The sequence below is a fragment of the Enterococcus sp. DIV2385 genome (genome assembly GCF_051711925.1).
GTDB lineage: Bacteria > Bacillota > Bacilli > Lactobacillales > Enterococcaceae > Enterococcus > Enterococcus faecalis.
Map to the genome: position 1 here is coordinate 802,798 of NZ_JBIONV010000001.1, position 19,563 is coordinate 822,360.

General features: G+C 37.2%; 24 protein-coding genes and 1 tRNA gene. 24 read left to right on the forward strand and 1 reads right to left on the reverse strand.

The genetic code is table 11. The annotated features are described in order from the left end of the window. Positions 1–10 precede the first annotated feature (10 nt). The 22 genes from IGM04_RS03985 to IGM04_RS04090 all read left to right on the forward strand — a co-directional run bounded on the left by IGM04_RS03985 (position 11) and on the right by IGM04_RS04090 (position 15,162). Positions 11–247 carry a hypothetical protein gene (locus tag IGM04_RS03985; protein WP_016634611.1) on the forward strand — a complete coding sequence of 79 codons (237 nt, stop codon included), beginning with the start codon at positions 11–13 and terminating at the stop codon, positions 245–247. Positions 248–255: 8 nt separating this feature from the next. Then, positions 256–600 carry a hypothetical protein gene (locus tag IGM04_RS03990; RefSeq protein WP_086317742.1) on the forward strand — a complete coding sequence of 115 codons (345 nt, stop codon included), beginning with the start codon at positions 256–258 and terminating at the stop codon, positions 598–600. After that, on the forward strand, positions 597–974 hold the full coding sequence (locus IGM04_RS03995; RefSeq protein WP_002404932.1) for a hypothetical protein: 378 nt from the start codon (positions 597–599) through the stop codon (positions 972–974). The genes IGM04_RS03990 and IGM04_RS03995 overlap by 4 nt, the downstream gene beginning before the upstream one ends. Next, on the forward strand, positions 967–1,365 hold the full coding sequence (locus IGM04_RS04000; RefSeq protein ID WP_002402415.1) for an HK97 gp10 family phage protein: 399 nt from the start codon (positions 967–969) through the stop codon (positions 1,363–1,365). Before IGM04_RS03995 ends, IGM04_RS04000 begins: the two co-directional genes overlap by 8 nt. A gap of 3 nt (positions 1,366–1,368) precedes the next feature. Beyond that, on the forward strand, positions 1,369–1,743 hold the full coding sequence (locus IGM04_RS04005) for a phage tail terminator family protein (RefSeq protein ID WP_086317743.1): 375 nt from the start codon (positions 1,369–1,371) through the stop codon (positions 1,741–1,743). Continuing rightward, positions 1,744–2,586 carry a major tail protein gene (locus tag IGM04_RS04010; protein ID WP_086317744.1) on the forward strand — a complete coding sequence of 281 codons (843 nt, stop codon included), beginning with the start codon at positions 1,744–1,746 and terminating at the stop codon, positions 2,584–2,586. 52 nt (positions 2,587–2,638) lie between these two features. Continuing rightward, positions 2,639–2,992: a phage tail assembly chaperone G gene (gene gpG, locus IGM04_RS04015; protein WP_002364485.1), complete on the forward strand. Its 354-nt coding sequence runs from the start codon at positions 2,639–2,641 to the stop codon at positions 2,990–2,992. Between the two features lie 248 nt (positions 2,993–3,240). Further along, on the forward strand, positions 3,241–6,138 hold the full coding sequence (locus IGM04_RS04020; protein ID WP_162780804.1) for a tape measure protein: 2,898 nt from the start codon (positions 3,241–3,243) through the stop codon (positions 6,136–6,138). Then, complete coding sequence (locus IGM04_RS04025) at positions 6,128–6,862, forward strand: tail protein (protein ID WP_002402410.1); 735 nt, start codon at positions 6,128–6,130, stop codon at positions 6,860–6,862. Before IGM04_RS04020 ends, IGM04_RS04025 begins: the two co-directional genes overlap by 11 nt. Continuing rightward, positions 6,844–9,558 (forward strand): phage tail spike protein, encoded by a 2,715-nt coding sequence (locus IGM04_RS04030; protein WP_162780802.1) that lies wholly within the window; start codon positions 6,844–6,846, stop codon positions 9,556–9,558. The genes IGM04_RS04025 and IGM04_RS04030 overlap by 19 nt, the downstream gene beginning before the upstream one ends. A gap of 15 nt (positions 9,559–9,573) precedes the next feature. Further along, the gene (locus IGM04_RS04035; RefSeq protein WP_086317747.1) at positions 9,574–10,482 is read left to right on the forward strand and encodes a phage baseplate upper protein; all 909 of its coding nucleotides are present in this window, start codon (positions 9,574–9,576) and stop codon (positions 10,480–10,482) included. Further along, complete coding sequence (locus tag IGM04_RS04040; RefSeq protein ID WP_086317748.1) at positions 10,475–10,792, forward strand: hypothetical protein; 318 nt, start codon at positions 10,475–10,477, stop codon at positions 10,790–10,792. Before IGM04_RS04035 ends, IGM04_RS04040 begins: the two co-directional genes overlap by 8 nt. Then, positions 10,785–11,102: a hypothetical protein gene (locus IGM04_RS04045; protein ID WP_086317749.1), complete on the forward strand. Its 318-nt coding sequence runs from the start codon at positions 10,785–10,787 to the stop codon at positions 11,100–11,102. The genes IGM04_RS04040 and IGM04_RS04045 overlap by 8 nt, the downstream gene beginning before the upstream one ends. Further along, positions 11,102–11,614: a hypothetical protein gene (locus IGM04_RS04050; RefSeq protein ID WP_086317750.1), complete on the forward strand. Its 513-nt coding sequence runs from the start codon at positions 11,102–11,104 to the stop codon at positions 11,612–11,614. Before IGM04_RS04045 ends, IGM04_RS04050 begins: the two co-directional genes overlap by 1 nt. A 14-nt stretch (positions 11,615–11,628) precedes the next feature. After that, on the forward strand, positions 11,629–12,003 hold the full coding sequence (locus IGM04_RS04055; RefSeq protein WP_010815471.1) for a hypothetical protein: 375 nt from the start codon (positions 11,629–11,631) through the stop codon (positions 12,001–12,003). Then, a complete protein-coding gene (locus IGM04_RS04060) occupies positions 12,003–12,140 on the forward strand; it encodes an XkdX family protein (protein WP_086317751.1) in 138 nt (45 codons plus the stop codon). Before IGM04_RS04055 ends, IGM04_RS04060 begins: the two co-directional genes overlap by 1 nt. Positions 12,141–12,174: 34 nt before the next feature. Continuing rightward, the gene (locus IGM04_RS04065; RefSeq protein WP_002374005.1) at positions 12,175–12,396 is read left to right on the forward strand and encodes a hypothetical protein; all 222 of its coding nucleotides are present in this window, start codon (positions 12,175–12,177) and stop codon (positions 12,394–12,396) included. After that, the gene (locus IGM04_RS04070) at positions 12,389–12,622 is read left to right on the forward strand and encodes a phage holin (RefSeq protein WP_002417568.1); all 234 of its coding nucleotides are present in this window, start codon (positions 12,389–12,391) and stop codon (positions 12,620–12,622) included. Before IGM04_RS04065 ends, IGM04_RS04070 begins: the two co-directional genes overlap by 8 nt. Further along, the gene (locus IGM04_RS04075) at positions 12,623–13,885 is read left to right on the forward strand and encodes a LysM peptidoglycan-binding domain-containing protein (protein WP_086317752.1); all 1,263 of its coding nucleotides are present in this window, start codon (positions 12,623–12,625) and stop codon (positions 13,883–13,885) included. Positions 13,886–13,958: 73 nt separating this feature from the next. Then, a tRNA-Ile gene (locus IGM04_RS04080) sits at positions 13,959–14,032 on the forward strand. A gap of 120 nt (positions 14,033–14,152) precedes the next feature. Further along, positions 14,153–14,656 (forward strand): hypothetical protein, encoded by a 504-nt coding sequence (locus IGM04_RS04085; protein ID WP_010783721.1) that lies wholly within the window; start codon positions 14,153–14,155, stop codon positions 14,654–14,656. 173 nt (positions 14,657–14,829) lie between these two features. Continuing rightward, positions 14,830–15,162 (forward strand): putative quinol monooxygenase, encoded by a 333-nt coding sequence (locus IGM04_RS04090; protein ID WP_010823162.1) that lies wholly within the window; start codon positions 14,830–14,832, stop codon positions 15,160–15,162. Positions 15,163–15,275: 113 nt separating this feature from the next. On the opposite strand, the gene ppdK is transcribed toward IGM04_RS04090, so the two are convergent. Continuing rightward, complete coding sequence (gene ppdK / locus IGM04_RS04095) at positions 15,276–17,921, reverse strand: pyruvate, phosphate dikinase (protein ID WP_002361422.1); 2,646 nt, start codon at positions 17,919–17,921, stop codon at positions 15,276–15,278. 169 nt (positions 17,922–18,090) lie between these two features. On the opposite strand from ppdK, the gene IGM04_RS04100 reads away from it, so the two are divergent. Continuing rightward, the gene (locus IGM04_RS04100; RefSeq protein ID WP_002355926.1) at positions 18,091–18,720 is read left to right on the forward strand and encodes a helix-turn-helix transcriptional regulator; all 630 of its coding nucleotides are present in this window, start codon (positions 18,091–18,093) and stop codon (positions 18,718–18,720) included. Positions 18,721–18,732: 12 nt separating this feature from the next. Beyond that, entirely contained in the window at positions 18,733–19,545 is an 813-nt protein-coding gene (locus tag IGM04_RS04105) for a pyruvate, water dikinase regulatory protein (protein ID WP_002355927.1), read from the forward strand. Positions 19,546–19,563 lie beyond the last annotated feature (18 nt).

Sequence of the window (19,563 nt, forward strand, 5' to 3'; positions counted from 1 at the left end):
GAGAATAATTATGGTTAAAAAGTCAGAGGTCAAAGAAGAAGTAATCGAAGAGACAAAAGAAGTAACTGAAGAAGTGAAACCTGAAATAAAAACATTCAAAGTTTTAAAAAATAAAAATTTCGTTGGTTTTGTTCATCCTGAAACACGTAAATTTATTACAGCAGTTGACGGAAAAATCGAAGTGAGTGTTTCTGATAAAAAAGCTATTGCAATTTTAGAAGAAGCTGCAGATTTAACAGAAATTTAGGTGATTATATGACAGACGAACAAAAAAAAGTAATTATAGAAAAAGTTTCAAAAATGCTACCTAATGTTTCAAAAGAGCGTATTTCGTCTGTCTTAGACCTAGTTCTTTTGGAAATCGGATCTTACAATACATGTAAGATTGAAATTGATTGGGATTTACTTACCTCGCTTGTAATTGAAATTCTATATCAGTCACTTAAAAGTGAAACGGAACAAGCTGTAACTAGCATTAAGCGCGGTGATACATCTATTAGCTATGCAACTACGAAGCAGAGTATAACAGCGTTGCTTGGCAATTACAGCGACACTATTAAACGTTTAATTGGCTGTGATAGTGGGGTGTTTTTCTATTGAATGAAGCGGATATTTTGGCAATGACCTATCTTGACACTTGTGTCATTGAAAGAATGAACGATATTGAAAATTCTGAAACAGGCATCACTGAGCAAGGGTATTCACCGATCCACGGAGGTAAATTAAAGTGTGCTCTTTCCCAAAGTGGACTGGGTAGCGCTGGAAGCTTACCAGTTGTTGAAAACAAAGGTACCTTTAATATCACTTACGAAGATCAAAAATTGTTTTTAATGCCTGATGTAGATGTGAAAAAGGCCGACAGAATCACGGTCATTCAAAGTACAGGTCAAAAGCATATTTTATTTGCAAAGAAACCCTTTAACTATCCAAGTCACATCGAAGTGACATTGACAGGAAGTGCAATCGATGAGTAAAAGTGATTTTAGAATGACCTCGAATGCTGACAAAGTTATTGCTAATTTAAAGAAAATGACACCAATTGCCGAAAAAGAAGGTATTGCGATGGTCAATGATTCGTTAGCGAAGATTTATCAGTTAATTGTACCTATTACGCCGATTAAAACAGGTGATTTAAGACGTGGATACAGAATCATTAAAGCTAGAAAAACATCAAGTGGTAGAATTGTTGGCGCCTTAATTAACAATGAAAAATATTTTAAATATGTAAACGATGGGCACCGAACTAAGAATGGTGGATTTGTTAAAGGCCGATTCATGTTACAAAAGTCTTATAAATTAGCTCATGCAACTTATATTCCAAAACGGTTTAAACAAATGGCGATTGTCATTGCTAAGAAAGGATAGAGTATGTACGATAAAATTTTAAAAATGCTTACTAGCAAAATAAAACAGTTCTCGGATGCACCTATCTATCTTGATGATGTGATGCAATCGTCAGAACCGTTTTATTTTGTTTTAAGCGTAGAAGAAAGCATGACTGATAATGTTGGCCAAAACGTTCAGAATAAAGCATATAACGTTGATATTGCGTTAGTTGATAGCAAGAAAAATAAACAATTAGTAACAAGCCTAACAGAAAGCTGTGGGGCTTTTTTTAATGTCTTAAATCTAGATGGGAACGAATTGTTTTCGGAAGATTATCAGACATTTAAAACAGACGGAATTCAACATGTTAATTTTAATGTTGCTTTTCCTCAATTAATCGAATGGAGTGAAGAATAGATGGCAGTTAAAAAAAATGTAAGTGTCATTTCTGTGGAGAAACCAACCTGGTTCCCACTAACAGATGACACAGGTACTTTCCCAATCTACGGAGAGCCAACAACAATCGGGACTGCAGTAAGTATTAAACCAGATGTTACAACAGAAACAACGCCTGACTATGGCGATAGTGTAGTTCAAGATCAGTACGTTGCATTTGGCGGTGCAGAAGTTACTTTGGAAACAAATGGATACCAGAATGAAGTTTTAGCTGAAATTACGGGTGGTGAAAAATTGAAAGGCGGTGTTTTACGATCCGCAGATGATATTGCACCAGATGGAGCATTTGCTTATCGCCGTCGTAAATCAAATGGTAAATATCGCTATACAATTTTTTATAAAGGAAAATTTGCATTGACTTCTGATGAATCATCAACTCTAGAAGGTAGTTCAGTATCTTACACTCATCCAGAGTGGACAGGTTCATTTGTTGATGTTCCTGGTGTCGGATACATGTATTCAGTCGATGAAGACGATGAAGGTGTTGACTTAGATATGATCAAAAATTGGTTTACTACGGTTACTAATCCACATGAAGAGTCTACAAATCCTGTCAGTGGTGTAACTTTAGATAAAACGGAATTAGTTCTAACGGTTGGTGAAACTGCAACTCTAACGCCAACAATTGCACCTGAAAACGCAACAAACAAAAACTATTCATTCAAATCAAATGATACTTCAATTGCAACAGTAACACCTGTGCAAGGAAAAGTTACAGCAGTAACAGCAGGAACTACAACTGTTGTTGTCACTACTGAAGATGGCAACCATACAGCTGAATGCAGCGTAACAGTTAACGCATAATAAAATTTAAGGACGGCCAAGTGTCGTCCTATTTATATGGAGGAATAAAAAAATGGCAAGCAAATTACAAACGACAATTAAACTTTACTTGAAAGATGAAGAAGGCAATTTCACCACTAAACAATTCAAATCCGCTGAAATGTTACCAGGATCTGTTATGGAAGATGCAACAGAATTACAAGTAGAACTAGAAGAAATCGTCAAAACAAACGACATGGAGGAAATTCGGCCTGTCTTGCGTAAGTGTTATGACTTTATCGCAAAAGTTATTTTTGAAGGTCAATTTACGGGCCAAGAATTTCTTGACGGAATGGATGCACGTGAAATCTTAAAAATTACGGGGCAACTATTAGGGTCTGTTTCTAGCGGTTATGATGCAGTTTATTCTGATCAGAAAAAAAAGTAACAGATCTCCTTTATCATCCTCATTTTAAATTTAGCCCTCAGTACCGAGAAGCAGAATTAAAAATTGCGTTGCTTGAAAATGGGTGGACACTAAACGAAATTGAGAATACAGACTTGAACGAACTTATGAAGCTTTATGCGTTCAGAGATGCTGTTAAAGAATTTGAAGAGCTTAAATTCCTTGATGAACACACAATGTTCTAAGAAGGGAGGGGGTACTTATTGAACAATGAAGACTTAGTCTTAAAAATGATACTAGATGAATCAGGATTCTCCCAAGGTCTAAATTCGGCAGTAAAAAAGTTGCAAGGTTTTGATGGAGAGGTTGACAGAACAGGACAAAAAGGCGGCCGCTCTCTTGGATCTATTTGGACGTCATTTGTTGGTAACTTTTTAGCCAGCGGAGCAACTAAAATTATTTCAAAAGGAATTGGGCTGATTACCAGCAACATCGATGGGGCCATTAATCGCGTGGATACGTTAAATAACGCAAATCGTGTATTTGAAAATATGGGTTTTTCAGCTGGTGAAACATCAAAGACAATGGATAGCTTAAAGAAGAGTATCCAAGGGTTACCTACACCTTTAGACAGCGCAATTAAAGGTGTTCAATTAATTGCTTCGTCTACAAATGACTTAGGAAAATCAGAACAGATTTTCGCAGCTTTAAATAATGGTATCCTCGGCTTTGGTGGGTCTGCAGAGATGGTAGACAATGCTATTATCCAGCTGTCCCAATCGTTCTCAAATGGTAAAGTAGATGCGCAAACTTGGAACTCAATGATTAACAGTGGTTTGGGTCCAGCGTTGAATGCTTTAGCGAAACAAATGGGGTTAACTGCTGGTCAGATGAAAGAAGGTCTCTCTGATGGTTCAATTTCAGTTGAAGAATTTCAAGACTCTCTAATTAAATTGAATAAAGAGGGCGGTGGAGGCCTTAAATCATTGGAACAAATCGCTAAAGATTCTACCGCGGGTATTAAAACTGGTTTAGCTAACATGAAAACTGCGATCGTTCGTGGCGTAGCCAATGTTGTAACTAAAATTGACGAAGGCTTAAAAAGTGCGGGCTTTGGAAGTATTAGTGAAATCATCGCTGATAAAGGGGCAAAGATGGAAGCGGCTTTATCTAAATTTGCTGAAATGATACCGCCAATGATAAAAACAGTTAAAACATTGTATGATACGTTAAAGCCTTACGCACCGCTGCTTGCGGGTTTAGCGGGTAGCATCGGGACGTTAATGCTTGCTAAAAAAGTAAGTGCAGCATTTACAGCTTGGCAAAAAGCAACGGAAGGACTATCAATTGCGCAAGCGATACTTAATTCAACAATGTTAGCAAATCCTTTTGTCGCTATTCTAGCTGCGGTTGTAGGGTTAGTCACAGGATTTATTTATCTTTGGAAAACCAATGAAGGTTTTAGAGATGCTGTTAAAAACATTTGGAAAAATATCCAGGAGGTCATTTCAAGCGCTGCTGATGTAGTTGTAAAAGCTTGGGATTCGACAATGGAATTCTTCAGCAATATGTGGGATGGCACAAAAGAAGCTTTTTCAAATGCTGGTACATGGATGAAAGAAGCACCTGGAAATGCAGCCGACTGGGTTAAAAATAAATGGAATGGTACTAAAGAATTCTTTAGTGGACTTTGGGATTCAACAAAAGAAGGCTCAAAAAACACATGGGAAAATATCAAGCAGGGTGCTGCTGATAGTGCTAAAAGCGTTGGCGAAAGTTTTAAAAATGGCTTTGATAATGCAAAAGACTGGTTTAAGGGTGTTGGAAAATCAATATCAGATGTTTTCACAACAGCATTTGATTTTGTTTGGAAATATATTGGTCCGTATGCAACAGGAATCAAAAATGCGTTTAAAATGGTTGTTAACGCTATGAAAGCGAACATTGAAAATGTCAAAATGATCGCTGAAAATGTCGTTACCATTCTAAAAAATGTTCTGTTAGCTCCGATACTTTTCATTACATCAATGATTACCGGCGGATGGGAAGAAGCAAAAGAGAACATGATTGCCGTTTGGGATAATATTGCTGAAGCAGCTCAAACAATATGGTTTGGCATTAAAAATATCTTTTATAACACTGTCACAGCTATTTCCTATTCAGTCACTTCTATTTTTAATGGATTGATGTTGACAATTAAAAAGATTTGGATTGATGTGAAGTTATTTTTCACCTTACTTTGGATTGATATCAAGTATGGAGCAATCAATATCTGGATTGAAGTTAAGTATTCCATAATTGAAATTTGGATAAATATTAAATTTGAAGCAATTAGAATATGGGAAAGTTTGAAAACTTGGTTCTTCGAAACAGTAGAAAACATTAAAAATGGTATGATCGATGGCTGGAACAACCTAAAACAAGGAACCATTGATACATTTAATGCAACTGTTCAATGGTCAAAAGATACATGGTCCAATTTCAAACAGTGGATTGTTGATACGGCGGTTGGAATAAAAGATGGTGTTGTTCAAACCTGGTATAGAATTAGAAATGGCACAATAGATACCTTCAACAACATGGTGCAAGGTGCTAAAAACGCATGGAATAATCTCACAAGAAGTGTCAGTGATACAGTGTCAAATGTAAAACAAACTTTTGAAGATTTAAAACATGTTGATTTATTTGAAATTGGTCAGAATATTATTCAAGGGCTTATTAATGGCATAACAGACAAGTTTAATAAATTAAAAGAAACAATGTTTAATATGGCTGATAATATTAAAAAATGGACTCAAAAGCAATTAAGAATATTTTCTCCTTCGAGATGGATGCGGGATATGATTGGTAAAAATATCGTGTTGGGTGTCGTTGCTGGTATTGACCAAGAAAAAGGAACTTTGGATAAATCGGTTAAAAAAATGACTGATTTGCCAACGGAATTACCGGATTTTTCTGTCACAGGTAGATATATTAGTAAACAGGAATCTCAAGCATCTAAATCGGATAAGAACAACAGCAATGCAACGACTACCTTTGGTGGTGATACCTTTAACATTAATTTACAAGCAATGGGTGAATTAGATGATAAGCAATTAATGAGCATGGCTCAAAAATTAGTTAAATACATTCAAGTCGTCAAAAATAGAGATAGCGATGCAGTAGGAGGTGCTTTTGGTGGAATTTAAAAGAGGTCAGTTTTTTCTTAATGGAAAACATAGCTCTGAATTTAATGTGTTTATGAGAGAAAGACCTGAACGACTTTCTGCTGGACGTGTAGTAGAGCTTAGGGAGCGAATGGGTAATGATTCAATAGCTGTTGATTTTGAGTATTATAAAAATGTAGAACGCACTATTACATGCTATGCGAAAGCAAGAAATTTACAAGAAGTATCTTTCTTAGAAGATGAAATCACGTTCTGGCTCGATATGGGAAACTACTCAGACTTTATCGTCTATTTTGATGAACATTACATCTATCAAGCCATCGTAACAAGTCCACCAAAGTTTACAGGAACAAGAAAAACAGGGATTTTAATTCCTTTTGAGTTTACTGTAAGTATCCGACCTTTCAAAAAAAATCGTATTGGCCAATATTGGACAAGTAATCCTAAACAATTAATAAACACAGAAAAATATCCTTCAGAACCTACTATTCAGATTTTTGGTTCTGGGGATATTTCTTTTTTCATCAATAATCAGGAATACGCATTAAAAGCGATTGCTGGAGACATCATTATTGATTCAGAAAAACAAGAAGCTTATCGAAACTCAGGTGGAGCTTTTGAAATTTTGGATCATAAAACACTTTTCAAAGATTACCCAATTTTAAAAAGTGGAGAAAATAATTTTCGCTGGACTGGAAAAGTTACAGAGTTTAAGGTTCAGCCTAATTGGAGGCGGAAAGTTTGATTCCAGTTATTTTTAAACCTGGAGAAAAAGATTTTACAACAAACGGCTTAGGACGTCTTATTGATGCGACACGTTGCGAAATCACTGAAGAAGCAAACGGAAAATATGAACTAGAAATGGACTATCCAGCGATTAGCAGATTTAGTGATTATTTCGAAAATGGCTATCAAATTAAAGCAAAGCCAAATGACTTAGAAGAATACCACATTTTCGAGATCAAACAAACGTTTAAAGATACGTTTACTAATAGTATTGTCATTTATGCTCAATCTCGTACTTATAAACTAGGAAATAGACAAGTAAGGCTAGTGACAGTTGATAATCGTAATGGTGCAGAAGCTATGAGATTAATCGAACAGAACATGGACGAACCATGCGATATCAAACTTTATTCTGATATTAACACAGCTTCTAGTACGGTATTCGAAGCTAGAAACGTACTTAATTGTATTGCTGGTGAACAAGGTTCTTTGCTTCAATATTGGGGTGGAGAAATCAAACGAGAACCTTTTAAATTATCTTTGTTAAGACGTAGAGGGCGAGATAATGTTGGAACTGTTCGTTATGGTAAAGATTTAAAAGGATTAACCATTAAATTTGATTGGCAATCAATTGTTACTAAAGTTTTACCATTTGCAGAGCTTCAAAGTGGTGCAGACGGAACTTCTCAACGGATTTATGGAGATGCGGTTAAGAGTGAATATATCAACAAATATCCAGATGTTTACGCTCAATACGTTCAGTTCACTGAAGATCAAGGAGTAAAAGATTCATCAAGCTTAAATAAAGTGGCAGGTAAATACTTCACTACATTATATCCAGGAAGTGATAAGCCTAAAGTTTCTATTGAACTAGAAATTGAGAAACTCACAGATTCAGAAGAAGCAAAAGAATTTGCTAAAATGAGAAACTACAATTTATTCGATACGTTCACTGTGTATCACAAGTTTTATGATATTGACATTCAAACGAAAGTTACAGGGATTGTCTATGATGCTTTAGCAGAAAAAACAATAAAGATTACTGCTGGAGATATCCAAGTTGCTTTTTATAAACAGCAAAGTCATGATTTTCAAGAAGCGATTAAAACCTTAACTAAAAAAGATTACATGAGTAACTTTATTGATTACATCACCGATTTAATCAATGGCGTGAAAGGTGGTAGTATTCTTCAATATCCTAAAAACAGGCCGCATACGCTTTATTTTATGGATACAGATTCCACAGATACTGCAAAAAATGTCATCGCCATTAATAACCAAGGTATAGGCTTTTCAACTACTGGATGGAAAGGCCCCTTTAGAAATGCTTGGACCATTGATGGTATTTTAAATGCTGACTTTATCCGAGCAGGTAAAATTAGATCGGATATTTTTGAAACGTCATTCAATGCATATGGAGATATTTTGCGTTTAGTTAACGGCGCTCTGCAAGCTTGGAATGGGAAAACTAAAATAATGGAACTAACCCGAAAAGGCATGGGGTTTTGGGATGGTTCGAGCCATGTAGGCAACATGGGGACTAAAGGAAACCCATTTCCATTATTAAACGACGCGAATGGTAAACCCGTAGTAACAGATGGTAAATCGTTGTTACTTGTGGGTAACAGTCCCACTAACATCATCGGTCTTTCTAACGAAGAAAGTACAGGTTTGATCATTAGGGGAGCTACTCAGTGGAATCTTGCTAATAACTCTTATTTCATCGGAAAAGGCGGTAACAAATCAACTATTTATGTTGATAGATTGATTGTCGGCGGTAAAGAAGTAATACCTGGTGATGGATCAGGCGGCAATGATGGTGATGTACCACCAGAGCTAACAACCGAAAAAGAGAAAAATGCTTGGGCGGTTTGGCAGTTCTTGAAATCTAAAGGATACAGTGAACAAGCAGCCGCTGGAATATTAGGTAACATGGACCAAGAATCTGGTATCATGCCTGATATTGATGAAGGTGGGGGCGGTCCTGGTTACGGTCTAGTTCAATGGACATCGCCAATTGCTGGTGAAAGCGGACGTGCTTATGTGCAACGTTTGCTAGCTCAAGCTGGAATAAGTGGAGACTATCGAAATATTACCACACAGTTGAAGTTGCTTGATTGGCATATGCATAATGGCCAATACATTCCATCGGCAGCTTATCCATATTCCGTTGCAGAGTTCAAAGCATTAACAGATATCGGCACAGCCACGATGGCATTTGAAGCGAACTTTGAACGTCCAGCGGTCACACATCCAGAACGCATTCCATTGGCGCAATACTGGTATGATTTGCTACACAATTTAAAACCAGGAACTAACAAGTGGGTTAATCCTGTACGTTCTAGTTACACTATCACTCAAGAATGGGATGAGATTGGCTGGGGAACAAATGTGATTCATGGTGGTATTGATATTGCATCGATGCCTGCTGGAAGTATGCCGCCTGTTTATGTTGCCCGCTCGGGTACAGTAGAAACTGTCACTTATGATGGGACAGGCGGAAATTACGTAGTAATTAAGCACGATGATGGCTACTGGACCTATTATGGTCACTTGGATTCGGTCGATTTGTCAGTAGGCGACAAAGTAACAACTAATTCACGTGTGGGAATCATGGGAGCAACCGGATTAGCTTCTGGCGTTCATCTTCACTTTGAAGTATGGAAGGGCGCTCAATGGCAACGAATTAATCCACGAGACGTTATTAATTTTTAGAAAGGGTGTGAATAAATGAGTAAATGGCAAGCGACACTAAGTACCACAGAACCTTATAATTATGTCGGCATTATTAATGTCCGTCAGGGGAATAAGAATACAGAAAAATTAGAAGTAAATATCGTAGAAAATGCTTTGCCATTAGATCTAACTAATTGCAAGGTATTTTTTGAATCTGTAATCAGTAATAAATACCCTATTCAGCGGCCAGCAACGGTTGTAGATGCGCGTAGTGGGATCATTCAGTACACTTTTGATGAATATTCTATGCAGTCGCTACATCGCCAAGAAGCTTATTTTACGATTTATAACGGTGAAGAATTAATTGGTTCAACACAGAATTTTTCTTATTTCGTCATTAAAGCAGCTTCTAAAACAGAAGGTGAAATGGGGTCATACTGGCAGTCAATTGAAGATTTAATAGCGGATATGACCGCCTTTATCAATGAAAATAAAGGTGATTTCACAGCATGGATGAACGCTAGAAAAGAAGAGTTTGAAAAGTGGCGCAAAAATCAACAAGATACATTCGAAGCTTGGCGGAACGGCCAAGAAAAAGATTATCTAAAATGGTTCGAATCAATCAAAGATATTTTAAAAACTGTTGATCCAGGCGGAACAATGCTAGCCGAATTAATGGATGCACGTGTAGACATACAAGGAGTGCGCCATAATTCAATTTCTGAACGTTTATTGGCAGATATGGAATATTTGTATCATCGACTAGAGGAACGGCTATACACCATTAAATACGGCAATGTAAATACGTTAGAAATTTTAGAGGATGATTCATTTTCTAAGAATCATGAAGTTGAACTGGTGGGTACAGTCAATTTCCCAATCGAGGAAGGGGCGTTAATCATAGCGACAGTTGATGATCCAAAACAAAATGTTTTTACGATTGAAGGTGTAAACAATGGTTGATGCTAAGAGAATGATGGAAACTGATGAAAATGGTATTAAACGTCAGTTTTTTCCTATTACACATTTTTCAGCTATCCTTGGTTTATCAGAGATAATGAACGGACAGGCAAAAGTTTTATCTGTAAACGGAAAAACTGGAGCAGTGATTATTACACGTGCAGACTTAGATCTGCCAAGCGATGGCATTATGATATCACGACAAGAGTATGACAAAATGTTAAAAATTATAGCCGATTATGAAGCTGGAAAACTAGGTGGTTCTGGTGTTGAGTTTGAAAAAGTAAAAGGAGATGAAGAAATAAATGCCTGATTTATATGTAGTGAAAAAAGACGGCGTAGCTATTGATGTACAAACTAGTACAGCTGGTGTTGTTGGATTAAATGAATTTGTTGATGGAAAAATTAGTGGTGCTGAAGCAGGCACTGTCTCGTCTGTAAATGGTCATACAGGTGAAGTTGTTTTAACTGCTTCTGATGTAAAAGCACTGCCAGACACAACTATTATTCCAACACTTCCTGGCAATGCCACTTCTGAAAAAGACGGTTTAATGTCCAAATCGGATAAAGAAAAATTGGATGCATTACCAGTTTTTGCATTTGAAAAGGTAGGTGAAGCGTAATGTCAGATATCGTTCAGCTAAAAGAAAATGGTGTCAATAAGTACATGAAAACACACGCAGATGCCATTGATGGTATTGAAGGCAAATTAGTAAAGGCTGTTGGAAATGAAACTATTCTAGGTACTAAAAATTTTCAAGATGGAATTCAAGTAAAAGGAAAAGAGCCAGTCCTTACAAATGCTAAAGCAGATTATGCAATGGTAGATAAGGATAACAACGCTTCTGTGATGTCAGGTGGTTCTCTAAAATTATACCGACGGGGAGATCTGGTATATCTCACAGGATCATTCCAATTATCTGCTTTAAAAGATAACCAGGCGGTGTGGTTCAACATTCCAACATGGGCATATCCGATTGAAGCGGTTCGAATGTATGGCAAAACCAGCGATGACAAAATGTGCTTGTTATACATGAACACAGCAGATAACTCAAATATTGTATGTAAAGATAGTGTCGCAAAAGGAGCATGGATTACTATTTCAAGTTGTTGGATGGCTAAAAATCCATATTAAAGGAGGAGAATAAAATGAAAGTAGTATACAAAGTATTGTACCCAATGGGTTTTGAAAAAAACGAAGTAGAGGATAATTTTCCAACATCTTTACCTTTTGTTGAGATTAAACCGCTTGAAGCTTTGGACAATGAACAATCACAATTCTTTAATTTTTCAGAACAAAAATGGGAAGAAGCAGTCACACAAGATTATTCGAAGAAATTAAATCTGTTAGAAAACCTTTCAGCAGTATTAGAAGCGGATAACGCTGTTTTAAAACAAGCAAATGAAAAACTAGCTGCTAAAGCAGAATCACTTGCACAAATCAATTCAAAGACCATGCTTACTTCGCTTCAAAATACTAAAGAAATTGATGCGATTAAAGAACAAATCGGAGGTGCAAAATAATGTATTCATACGATGACATTAAGTTAATGTTTGACTGGGGGCTGTTTACTCCAGAGCAGGTCGCAGAATTTGTACCTAGTTGTATTACAGAAGATGAATTTACTAAAATGACAGGAGAACCGTTTAGCAAAAGCTAGGCGGTTTTTATTGTAAGTAGAAAGTAGGTGCAGGATGAATTTAACACTAGAACAATGGTTAGCGCTGATTACATTTTTAGGCGGAATTATCTTCGCATTAATGAAATTCTATCATGTCTTCTCTCAATTAGAGGATAGCATGAAAGAACTAAAACAAGCTGTTGACCGATTAAATAACCATGAGGTGCGCATTAGTCGATTGGAAGAACAAAATAAAACCCTCTTTCGAGGAATTGGAGGAAATAAAAATGATTGATTGGAAATCAAGAATAAAAAACAAACAATTCTGGTTGTCTCTTATTCCTGCAGTTTTGTTACTTATTCAAGTAGTTGCAGTTCCTTTTGGGTATAAATTTCAAATTGATGTGATTAATCAGCAATTGCTAGATGTTATCAATGCAGTGTTTGTTGTATTAACTATTTTAGGAATTGTGACAGACCATACAACGCCTGGATTATCAGATAGAAAAGGAGACAAATAGATGAAAAAGAAACTATTAGTAACATTATTGGTAGGCCTGTTTTTTTTAGCGCCAGTTAGTACATTTGCTGCAAAAGGCGATCAAGGTGTTGACTGGGCCATTTATCAAGGCGAACAAGGACGTTTTGGCTACGCTCATGATAAATTTACTATAGCGCAAATTGGCGGGTATAATGCTAGCGGTATCTATGAACAGTATACCTATAAAACGCAAGTAGCAAGTGCCATTGCTCAAGGAAAACGAGCGCACACTTATATCTGGTACGATACGTTCGGTAGCATGGATATTGCAAAAATAACAATGGATTACTTCTTGCCACGTATCCAAACGCCTAAAAATTCCATCGTTGCATTAGATTTTGAACATGGCGCTAGTCCTGATGTAAACGCAAATACAGAAACGATTTTATATGGTATGCGCCGAATTAAACAAGCAGGATATACACCAATGTATTATAGTTACAAGCCTTTTACATTGCAGTATGTGGATTATCAACGAATCATCAAAGAGTTTCCTAACTCTTTATGGATTGCTGCATATCCTAGCTATGATGTGACACCAGAACCATTGTATGCTTATTTCCCTAGTATGGATGGCATTGGCATTTGGCAATTTACGTCTACTTATATTGCAGGCGGTTTAGATGGTAACGTAGACTTAACAGGTATTACTGATAATGGATACACAGATACCAATAAACCAGAAACGGACACACCAGCAACAGATGCAGGGGAAGAAATCGAAAAAACACCCAATTCCGATGCTAAAGTCGGCGACACTGTTAAAGTGAAATTTAGTGTTGATGCTTGGGCAACAGGCGAAGCTATTCCAGATTGGGTAAAAGGAAACAGCTATAAAGTACAAGAAGTAACTGGAAGCAGAGTATTGTTAGAAGGTATCCTGTCATGGATTAGCAAAGGCGATATTGAATTATTGCCAGATGCAACAGTTGTTCCTGATAAGCAACCAGAAACAACACACATAGTACAATACGGCGAAACGTTATCCAGCATTGCTTATCAATATGGAACAGACTATCAAACGTTGGCGGCATTAAATGGATTGGCTAATCCAAATCTTATTTATCCTGGTCAAGCTTTGAAAGTAAATGGATCAGCAGTAAGCAACGTTTACACAGTTCAATACGGTGATAATTTATCAAGTATTGCAGCTAAACTCGGCACTACTTATCAAGCCTTAGCTGCATTAAACGGATTAGCAAATCCTAACTTGATTTATCCAGGACAAACGTTGAACTATTGATAGTTTTAATATAAAATAAGGATACGCTTATTAAATTTCTCTTGAGTCGTCTTCCCCAAGGCGGCTCTTTTTAGGACCATTAGCTCAGTTGGTTAGAGCCAATCGCTCATAACGGTTAGGCCACAGGTTCGAGTCCTGTATGGTCCATAGTTAAACACCTACCTCTTTTTTTTGTGAGAGATAGGTGTTTTTTTGTTATGTTAATATTTTTTTGTTGAAAAATAGAACAAACGTTCGTATAATGTTTCTGATAGGAGAGTGTATCAGATGGTGAGACGAACTAAAAAAGAGTTTAAACCTTACAATGATTATGTTGACCGTCCTTTTGAATTAAAGTGGCCCACAGCTTTTCCGTTGGGCGAATTGACTGAAGCAATAAAGAGTACTGATGAATATCATGCTCGCAATATTGATAGACTGCCGCAGCAATCACAGCGACAAATAGAATATTTTTTAGATCGCTCTATTAAGCAAAATAAGGTACTAGAAATCCAGTTGAACTCATTAGATGAATATGACCGAGTGAAGCCACATGTTTTTGGAGTTTTTCGTGGGATGGCAGAATTCGATGTTGTTCTTATTGGTGAACAAGAAATCGATTTTTACGATATAAGACATATTCAGATTCATAATTTCACCAAGTGGAGTGAAGAACATATACCTGAAGAAAATCCATTTGAAGAAGAAAATCCATTTGAAGAAGAAAAGGAACATTGCGAAACGATAGATGAATTCGTAGACGAATATTTCGAGGATGAATGGATAGAATAATATTATTCTTATTTGTGCCAAAAAATGTGCCAAAAATTTTAGAGTTCTATTTTTCTTTACAAAACAGAATTGCTATATTATAGTGATTTCGAACACAGAAGAACACAGTAAAATGATGAATAACCTTAGTCGGGAACGTAAAAAGGCAAGTAAATTTAGGGGGGGGAAGACAGATGGCGATTACTATAAATATTTATTATAGTGGGACAAATGGAGGTGCAAGAGAATTTGCCAAAGAAATGATTGCCAGCGGAATTGTAGAGGCGATTCGTGCAGAAAAAGGGAATAGTCGCTATGAATACTTTTTTCCAATGGACGATGAAGAAACAGTTCTGCTAATTGATAGTTGGACAGATCAGGAAGCATTAGACAACCACCACGCTTCTCCAATGATGACCCGTATTACGGAACTTAGAGAAAAATATGATTTGCATATGAAAGTAGAAAGATATGTATCAGACGTAACAGACCCCTTGACAAAAGATGCTGCGTTTATAAGAAAATAACCAGAGTGCAATCATTGATCTTAAAATTTAGTGCTAGGAACATCAGCCGTTTCGACTGATGTTCCTAGCACTTTTTATCTTGTAAGGATGAATCATTCGTTACACACGTTAAATTAAAGAAGGACCATTTGTTCTTCAGTCACAGCCGGTTCGGTTAAAATTTTGGCTTGGGCAGCTGCGAGTTTCGCAATAGGTACCCGATAAGGTGAGCAAGAGATGTAGTTTAGGCCAAGTGTTTGGAAAAATGTGATGGATTGCGGATCACCACCGACTTCTCCACATACGCCAATACTCATGTTTGGTTTAGTGCGACGCGCTTTCTCTACAGCTAATTGAATCAGTTGACCAACACCTGTTTGATCTAGTGATTGAAACGGATCTTGGGTAATGATTTTCTTTTCCCGATACGTATTAATGAATTTACCGATATCATCACGAGAAAAACCATAGGTCATTTGTGTTAAATCATTTGTTCCAAAGCTGAAAAAGTCTGCTTCTTCTGCTAACTGATCCGCAATCAGACAAGCTCTAGGTAGTTCAATCATTGTCCCGATTTCGTAAGGGAAAGGAGTCATTTTATGTTCTTCAAAGAGACCGTCAATCGTTTCTTTTAAAATGCGTTTGAGATAGAGAAGTTCTTCTTTTTCGGCGATTAGAGGAATCATCACTTCTGGATAAACAGTAATTCCTTCTTTGACTAATCGAATGGCACTAGTAAATAAGGCTGTAACTTGCATTTTGTATATTTGTGGTTGGGTCACACCTAAGCGACAACCACGATGGCCCAACATTGGATTGGTTTCTTGTAACCGTTCAATTTGTTTGGCGATGGTCACCGGGAACCGTTGTAGTTGCTTCGCCAATAATTGAATATCATTCTTTTCATGAGGTAAAAACTCATGCATCGGCGGATCTAACAAGCGGACCACCATGGGTTTGTCTTGAACTACTTTCAGCATTTGATAAAAGTCTTCCTGTTGAAAATGAAGAAGTTGCTCCAACGCATAGGTTGCTTCCTTTTCAGACTCTGCTAAAATCAGGCGACGCATTTCCAAGACACGCTCTTCACCGAAAAACATATGCTCTGTTCGCGCTAAACCAATCCCCGCTGCACCAAAACGGATAGCAGTCTCTAAATCTTGTGTAGTTTCTGCATTGGCACGAACAGTTAAATCAGCGTACGCATCTGCCCAAGACAAGAGCTCTTGAAGGTCATCGTTATTATCAGCAGAAATTGTAGGAATTTCGCCAAGATAAATTTCCCCCGTTGAGCCATCGACGGAAATGATTGTTCCTTCTAAGATGACTTGTGGCCCGCAGTGTAGTTGTTTGGTTTCTTCATTAACGGTTAAACTTTCACAACCAGTCACACAGCAAGTTCCCATTCCTCGTGCGACCACAGCGGCATGAGAAGTCATTCCGCCACGACTGGTCACAATTGCTTCGCTTACAACCATGCCTTCAATATCTTCTGGTGAAGTTTCTTGACGAACAAGAATGACTTTCTTTCCTAGATTGGTCAGTTCTTTGGCTTTTTCTGCTGTAAAAACAATTTGGCCACTTGCTGCACCAGGACTAGCAGGAAGTCCCATAGCTAAACGTTCCATGTGTTGTCGTTTCTCTTGATCAAACACGGGATGAATTAATTGATCAATCGTATCAGGTGTCACACGCAACAGTGCTTCTTGTTTAGTAATGCGATTTTCTTTGGCTAAGTCTAAAGCAATTTTAACCGTAGCTGCGGCGGTTCGTTTCCCGTTTCTTGTTTGTAAAATATATAATTTTTCATTTTCAATGGTAAATTCAATATCTTGCATGTCACGATAATGATATTCTAAAAGTTCTGCGTAATGGCGAAAATCTTGATAAACTTTTGGCATAGTCAAACGTAAACGACGAATGGGTTCTGGCGTCCGAATACCAGCCACTACATCTTCTCCTTGCGCGTTCAAAAGAAACTCTCCAAACAGTTGATTTTCCCCTGTGACCGGATTTCTAGTGAAAACAACGCCAGTGCCACTGTCTAGTCCACGATTGCCGAAAACCATTTCTTGAATGTTGACAGCTGTACCTAAATCATGTGCAATATGATGTAAGTTTCGATAAACCACCGCACGTTGATTATTCCATGAATCAAAAACAGCTTTGATTGCTTCAAAAAGTTGTGCGACAGGGTCTTGCGGGAAGACCACCTGATGTTGTTCAAAAACTTCTTGGTAGCGGACAATCAAGGCAAAATGATCTTCTTCTTGAAAAGCGGTAATTTTTTTGTTTAACTCTTGTTCCAAGCGCTCTTTTTGTTGGTCAAATAATTCTTTGGGAATGTGATAGACGACGTCTCCAAACATTTGAATAAGTCGGCGATAACAGTCAAAAGCAAAACCAGGAGAGGTTAAGGTCGCAAATTTTTTCACACGTTGATCATTTAAACCTAAATTTAAAATAGTATCCATCATACCAGGCATCGAGAAGGCAGCACCGCTGCGAACGGAAACTAAGAGAATCTCATTGTCCGCGGTAAAAGATTTGCCTGTTTCAGTTTCTAGATTTTTAACCGCTTTCAAAATTTCTGATTGTAAGTGTTCTTCAAAGAAAGTAGCATCTGCCAAATAGTCCATACAGCAACGGGTTGTAATCGTGAATCCTTGTGGAATCGGCAAACCTAAGCGTGTCATTTCTGCCAAGTTTGCCCCTTTACCACCAAGAGTCTCTTTACCTTCATTGTGTGTTTCGTTAAAAGAATAAATAAACTTTTTCATGCGTGACCTCCGTTTAATATGTGTCTTATATGTTCAATAAACATCATAATGGACGGAAATAAGTTTGTCAATAGAAAAAGTTTCTTGTCAATATGTTGAAAAAACAATAAATATGTGTATAATTGTAAGCGAATGCACAATTTGTTTAAGAGGAATTGAGGAGGAAATGATGAAATTAAGTAAACGACAAGAGCAAATTATCGCTGTTGTAAAAGAGCATCAGCCAGTTAGTGGTGAACGCATTTCGGACATACTAGCCGTTTCACGTGCGACATTGCGTTCTGATTTGTCTTTTTTAACACTTTCAGGAATTTTAAAAGCAAGTCCGAAAGTTGGTTATACTTACGAAAGTGATAATATGGAGGCTTTTTTCTTTTTTGATGTTTTTCAAACAAAAGTTCAGGAGATCATGAGTCCACCATTGATGGTTGCCCAAGACACCTCAATTCGAGATGCGATTACCAACTTGTTTATGTATGATGTCGGTTCTCTTTATGTCATGGATGAAGCAAAAGAATTATTAGGGGTTTTGTCACGAAAAGATTTATTACGGGCCTCTTTAAATACAAATATTGATGGCACACCTGTTGCTGTTTGTATGACAAGAGTGCCACATGTGAAAACCTGCACACCAGAATTTACTATTCTTGAAGCTGCTGACACTTTGCAAAAATACGAAGTGGATTCTTTGCCAGTCGTTGAAAAAGAAAATCCTAAAAAAGTTATTGGAAAAATTACGAAAACGAAAATTTTAACCTATATTACGCAACAAGCGAAAGAAGCCGCACAAAACAGATAAGGGAGCTTAATTATGAAAAAAGAGATCATTGTTTATACTATTTCCGATTCACTTGGAGAAACATCACAAAAATTGTTAGCTGCAGCAAGCGCACAATATCCAGATATTTCTTTTCTTAATCGATACAATTTTTCTTTTGTCACAACAGAAGAAGAATTATTAGAGATTTTAAAAGATGCCTTAAAAGATAAAGCCTTAGTTGTCAGTACATTAGTCAGTAAACAACTAATCACAGCGGCGAAAGAATTTAGTGAACGAACAGGGTTGTTATATTTAGATTTAATGGCGCCATTTTTTGAATTAATTCAAGCGAAAGCCGGAGTAGATCCTATTGAAGAGCCTGGACGACGCCACCAACTAGATCGTGCCTATTTTGATAAAATCTCAGCGATTGAATTTGCTGTAAAATATGATGATGGCAAAAATCCTCAAGGGTTTCTTGATTCTGATATATTGTTGTTAGGCGTTTCGCGGACCTCAAAGACGCCAGTCAGTATGTATTTAGCGAATCAAGGCTACCGCGTTTCTAACTTACCATTAATTCCAGAAGTTCCATTGCCGCCAATTTTGGAAGAAATGGATCCACAAAAAATGATTGGTTTAGTTTGTTCGCCAGAAACATTAGGACAGATTCGTAGCAGTCGGTTGGCTTCCTTAGGTTTAGGTAATGAGACCAGTTATACCAATGTTGAACGGATTGAACAAGAATTAGCTTATGCCGAAGAGATTTTTGCGAAGTATGGCATCCCAGTGATTGATGTAACCGCAAAATCTGTCGAAGAAACAGCCTTTTTAATTAAAGAAAAACTAGATGAAAGAAATTAAAAAGCTTGGCAACCTCAC

Excerpts from the sequence above, each read along its gene's own strand:
- IGM04_RS04050 (WP_086317750.1), top strand. The coding sequence starts at position 11,102 with ATGTCAGATATCGTTCAGCTAAAAGAAAATGGTGTCAATAAGTACATG.
- IGM04_RS04035 (WP_086317747.1), top strand. The coding sequence starts at position 9,574 with ATGAGTAAATGGCAAGCGACACTAAGTACCACAGAACCTTATAATTAT.
- IGM04_RS04005 (WP_086317743.1), top strand. The coding sequence starts at position 1,369 with ATGTACGATAAAATTTTAAAAATGCTTACTAGCAAAATAAAACAGTTC.
- IGM04_RS04020 (WP_162780804.1), top strand. The coding sequence starts at position 3,241 with ATGATACTAGATGAATCAGGATTCTCCCAAGGTCTAAATTCGGCAGTA.
- IGM04_RS03985 (WP_016634611.1), top strand. The coding sequence starts at position 11 with ATGGTTAAAAAGTCAGAGGTCAAAGAAGAAGTAATCGAAGAGACAAAA.
- gpG (WP_002364485.1), top strand. The coding sequence starts at position 2,639 with ATGGCAAGCAAATTACAAACGACAATTAAACTTTACTTGAAAGATGAA.
- IGM04_RS04105 (WP_002355927.1), top strand. The coding sequence starts at position 18,733 with ATGAAAAAAGAGATCATTGTTTATACTATTTCCGATTCACTTGGAGAA.
- IGM04_RS04060 (WP_086317751.1), top strand. The coding sequence starts at position 12,003 with ATGTATTCATACGATGACATTAAGTTAATGTTTGACTGGGGGCTGTTT.
- IGM04_RS04075 (WP_086317752.1), top strand. The coding sequence starts at position 12,623 with ATGAAAAAGAAACTATTAGTAACATTATTGGTAGGCCTGTTTTTTTTA.
- IGM04_RS04065 (WP_002374005.1), top strand. The coding sequence starts at position 12,175 with ATGAATTTAACACTAGAACAATGGTTAGCGCTGATTACATTTTTAGGC.
- IGM04_RS04010 (WP_086317744.1), top strand. The coding sequence starts at position 1,744 with ATGGCAGTTAAAAAAAATGTAAGTGTCATTTCTGTGGAGAAACCAACC.
- IGM04_RS04090 (WP_010823162.1), top strand. The coding sequence starts at position 14,830 with ATGGCGATTACTATAAATATTTATTATAGTGGGACAAATGGAGGTGCA.
- IGM04_RS04100 (WP_002355926.1), top strand. The coding sequence starts at position 18,091 with ATGAAATTAAGTAAACGACAAGAGCAAATTATCGCTGTTGTAAAAGAG.
- IGM04_RS04070 (WP_002417568.1), top strand. The coding sequence starts at position 12,389 with ATGATTGATTGGAAATCAAGAATAAAAAACAAACAATTCTGGTTGTCT.
- ppdK (WP_002361422.1), bottom strand. The coding sequence starts at position 17,921 with ATGAAAAAGTTTATTTATTCTTTTAACGAAACACACAATGAAGGTAAA.
- IGM04_RS04000 (WP_002402415.1), top strand. The coding sequence starts at position 967 with ATGAGTAAAAGTGATTTTAGAATGACCTCGAATGCTGACAAAGTTATT.
- IGM04_RS04045 (WP_086317749.1), top strand. The coding sequence starts at position 10,785 with ATGCCTGATTTATATGTAGTGAAAAAAGACGGCGTAGCTATTGATGTA.
- IGM04_RS04085 (WP_010783721.1), top strand. The coding sequence starts at position 14,153 with ATGGTGAGACGAACTAAAAAAGAGTTTAAACCTTACAATGATTATGTT.
- IGM04_RS04055 (WP_010815471.1), top strand. The coding sequence starts at position 11,629 with ATGAAAGTAGTATACAAAGTATTGTACCCAATGGGTTTTGAAAAAAAC.
- IGM04_RS04040 (WP_086317748.1), top strand. The coding sequence starts at position 10,475 with ATGGTTGATGCTAAGAGAATGATGGAAACTGATGAAAATGGTATTAAA.
- IGM04_RS03990 (WP_086317742.1), top strand. The coding sequence starts at position 256 with ATGACAGACGAACAAAAAAAAGTAATTATAGAAAAAGTTTCAAAAATG.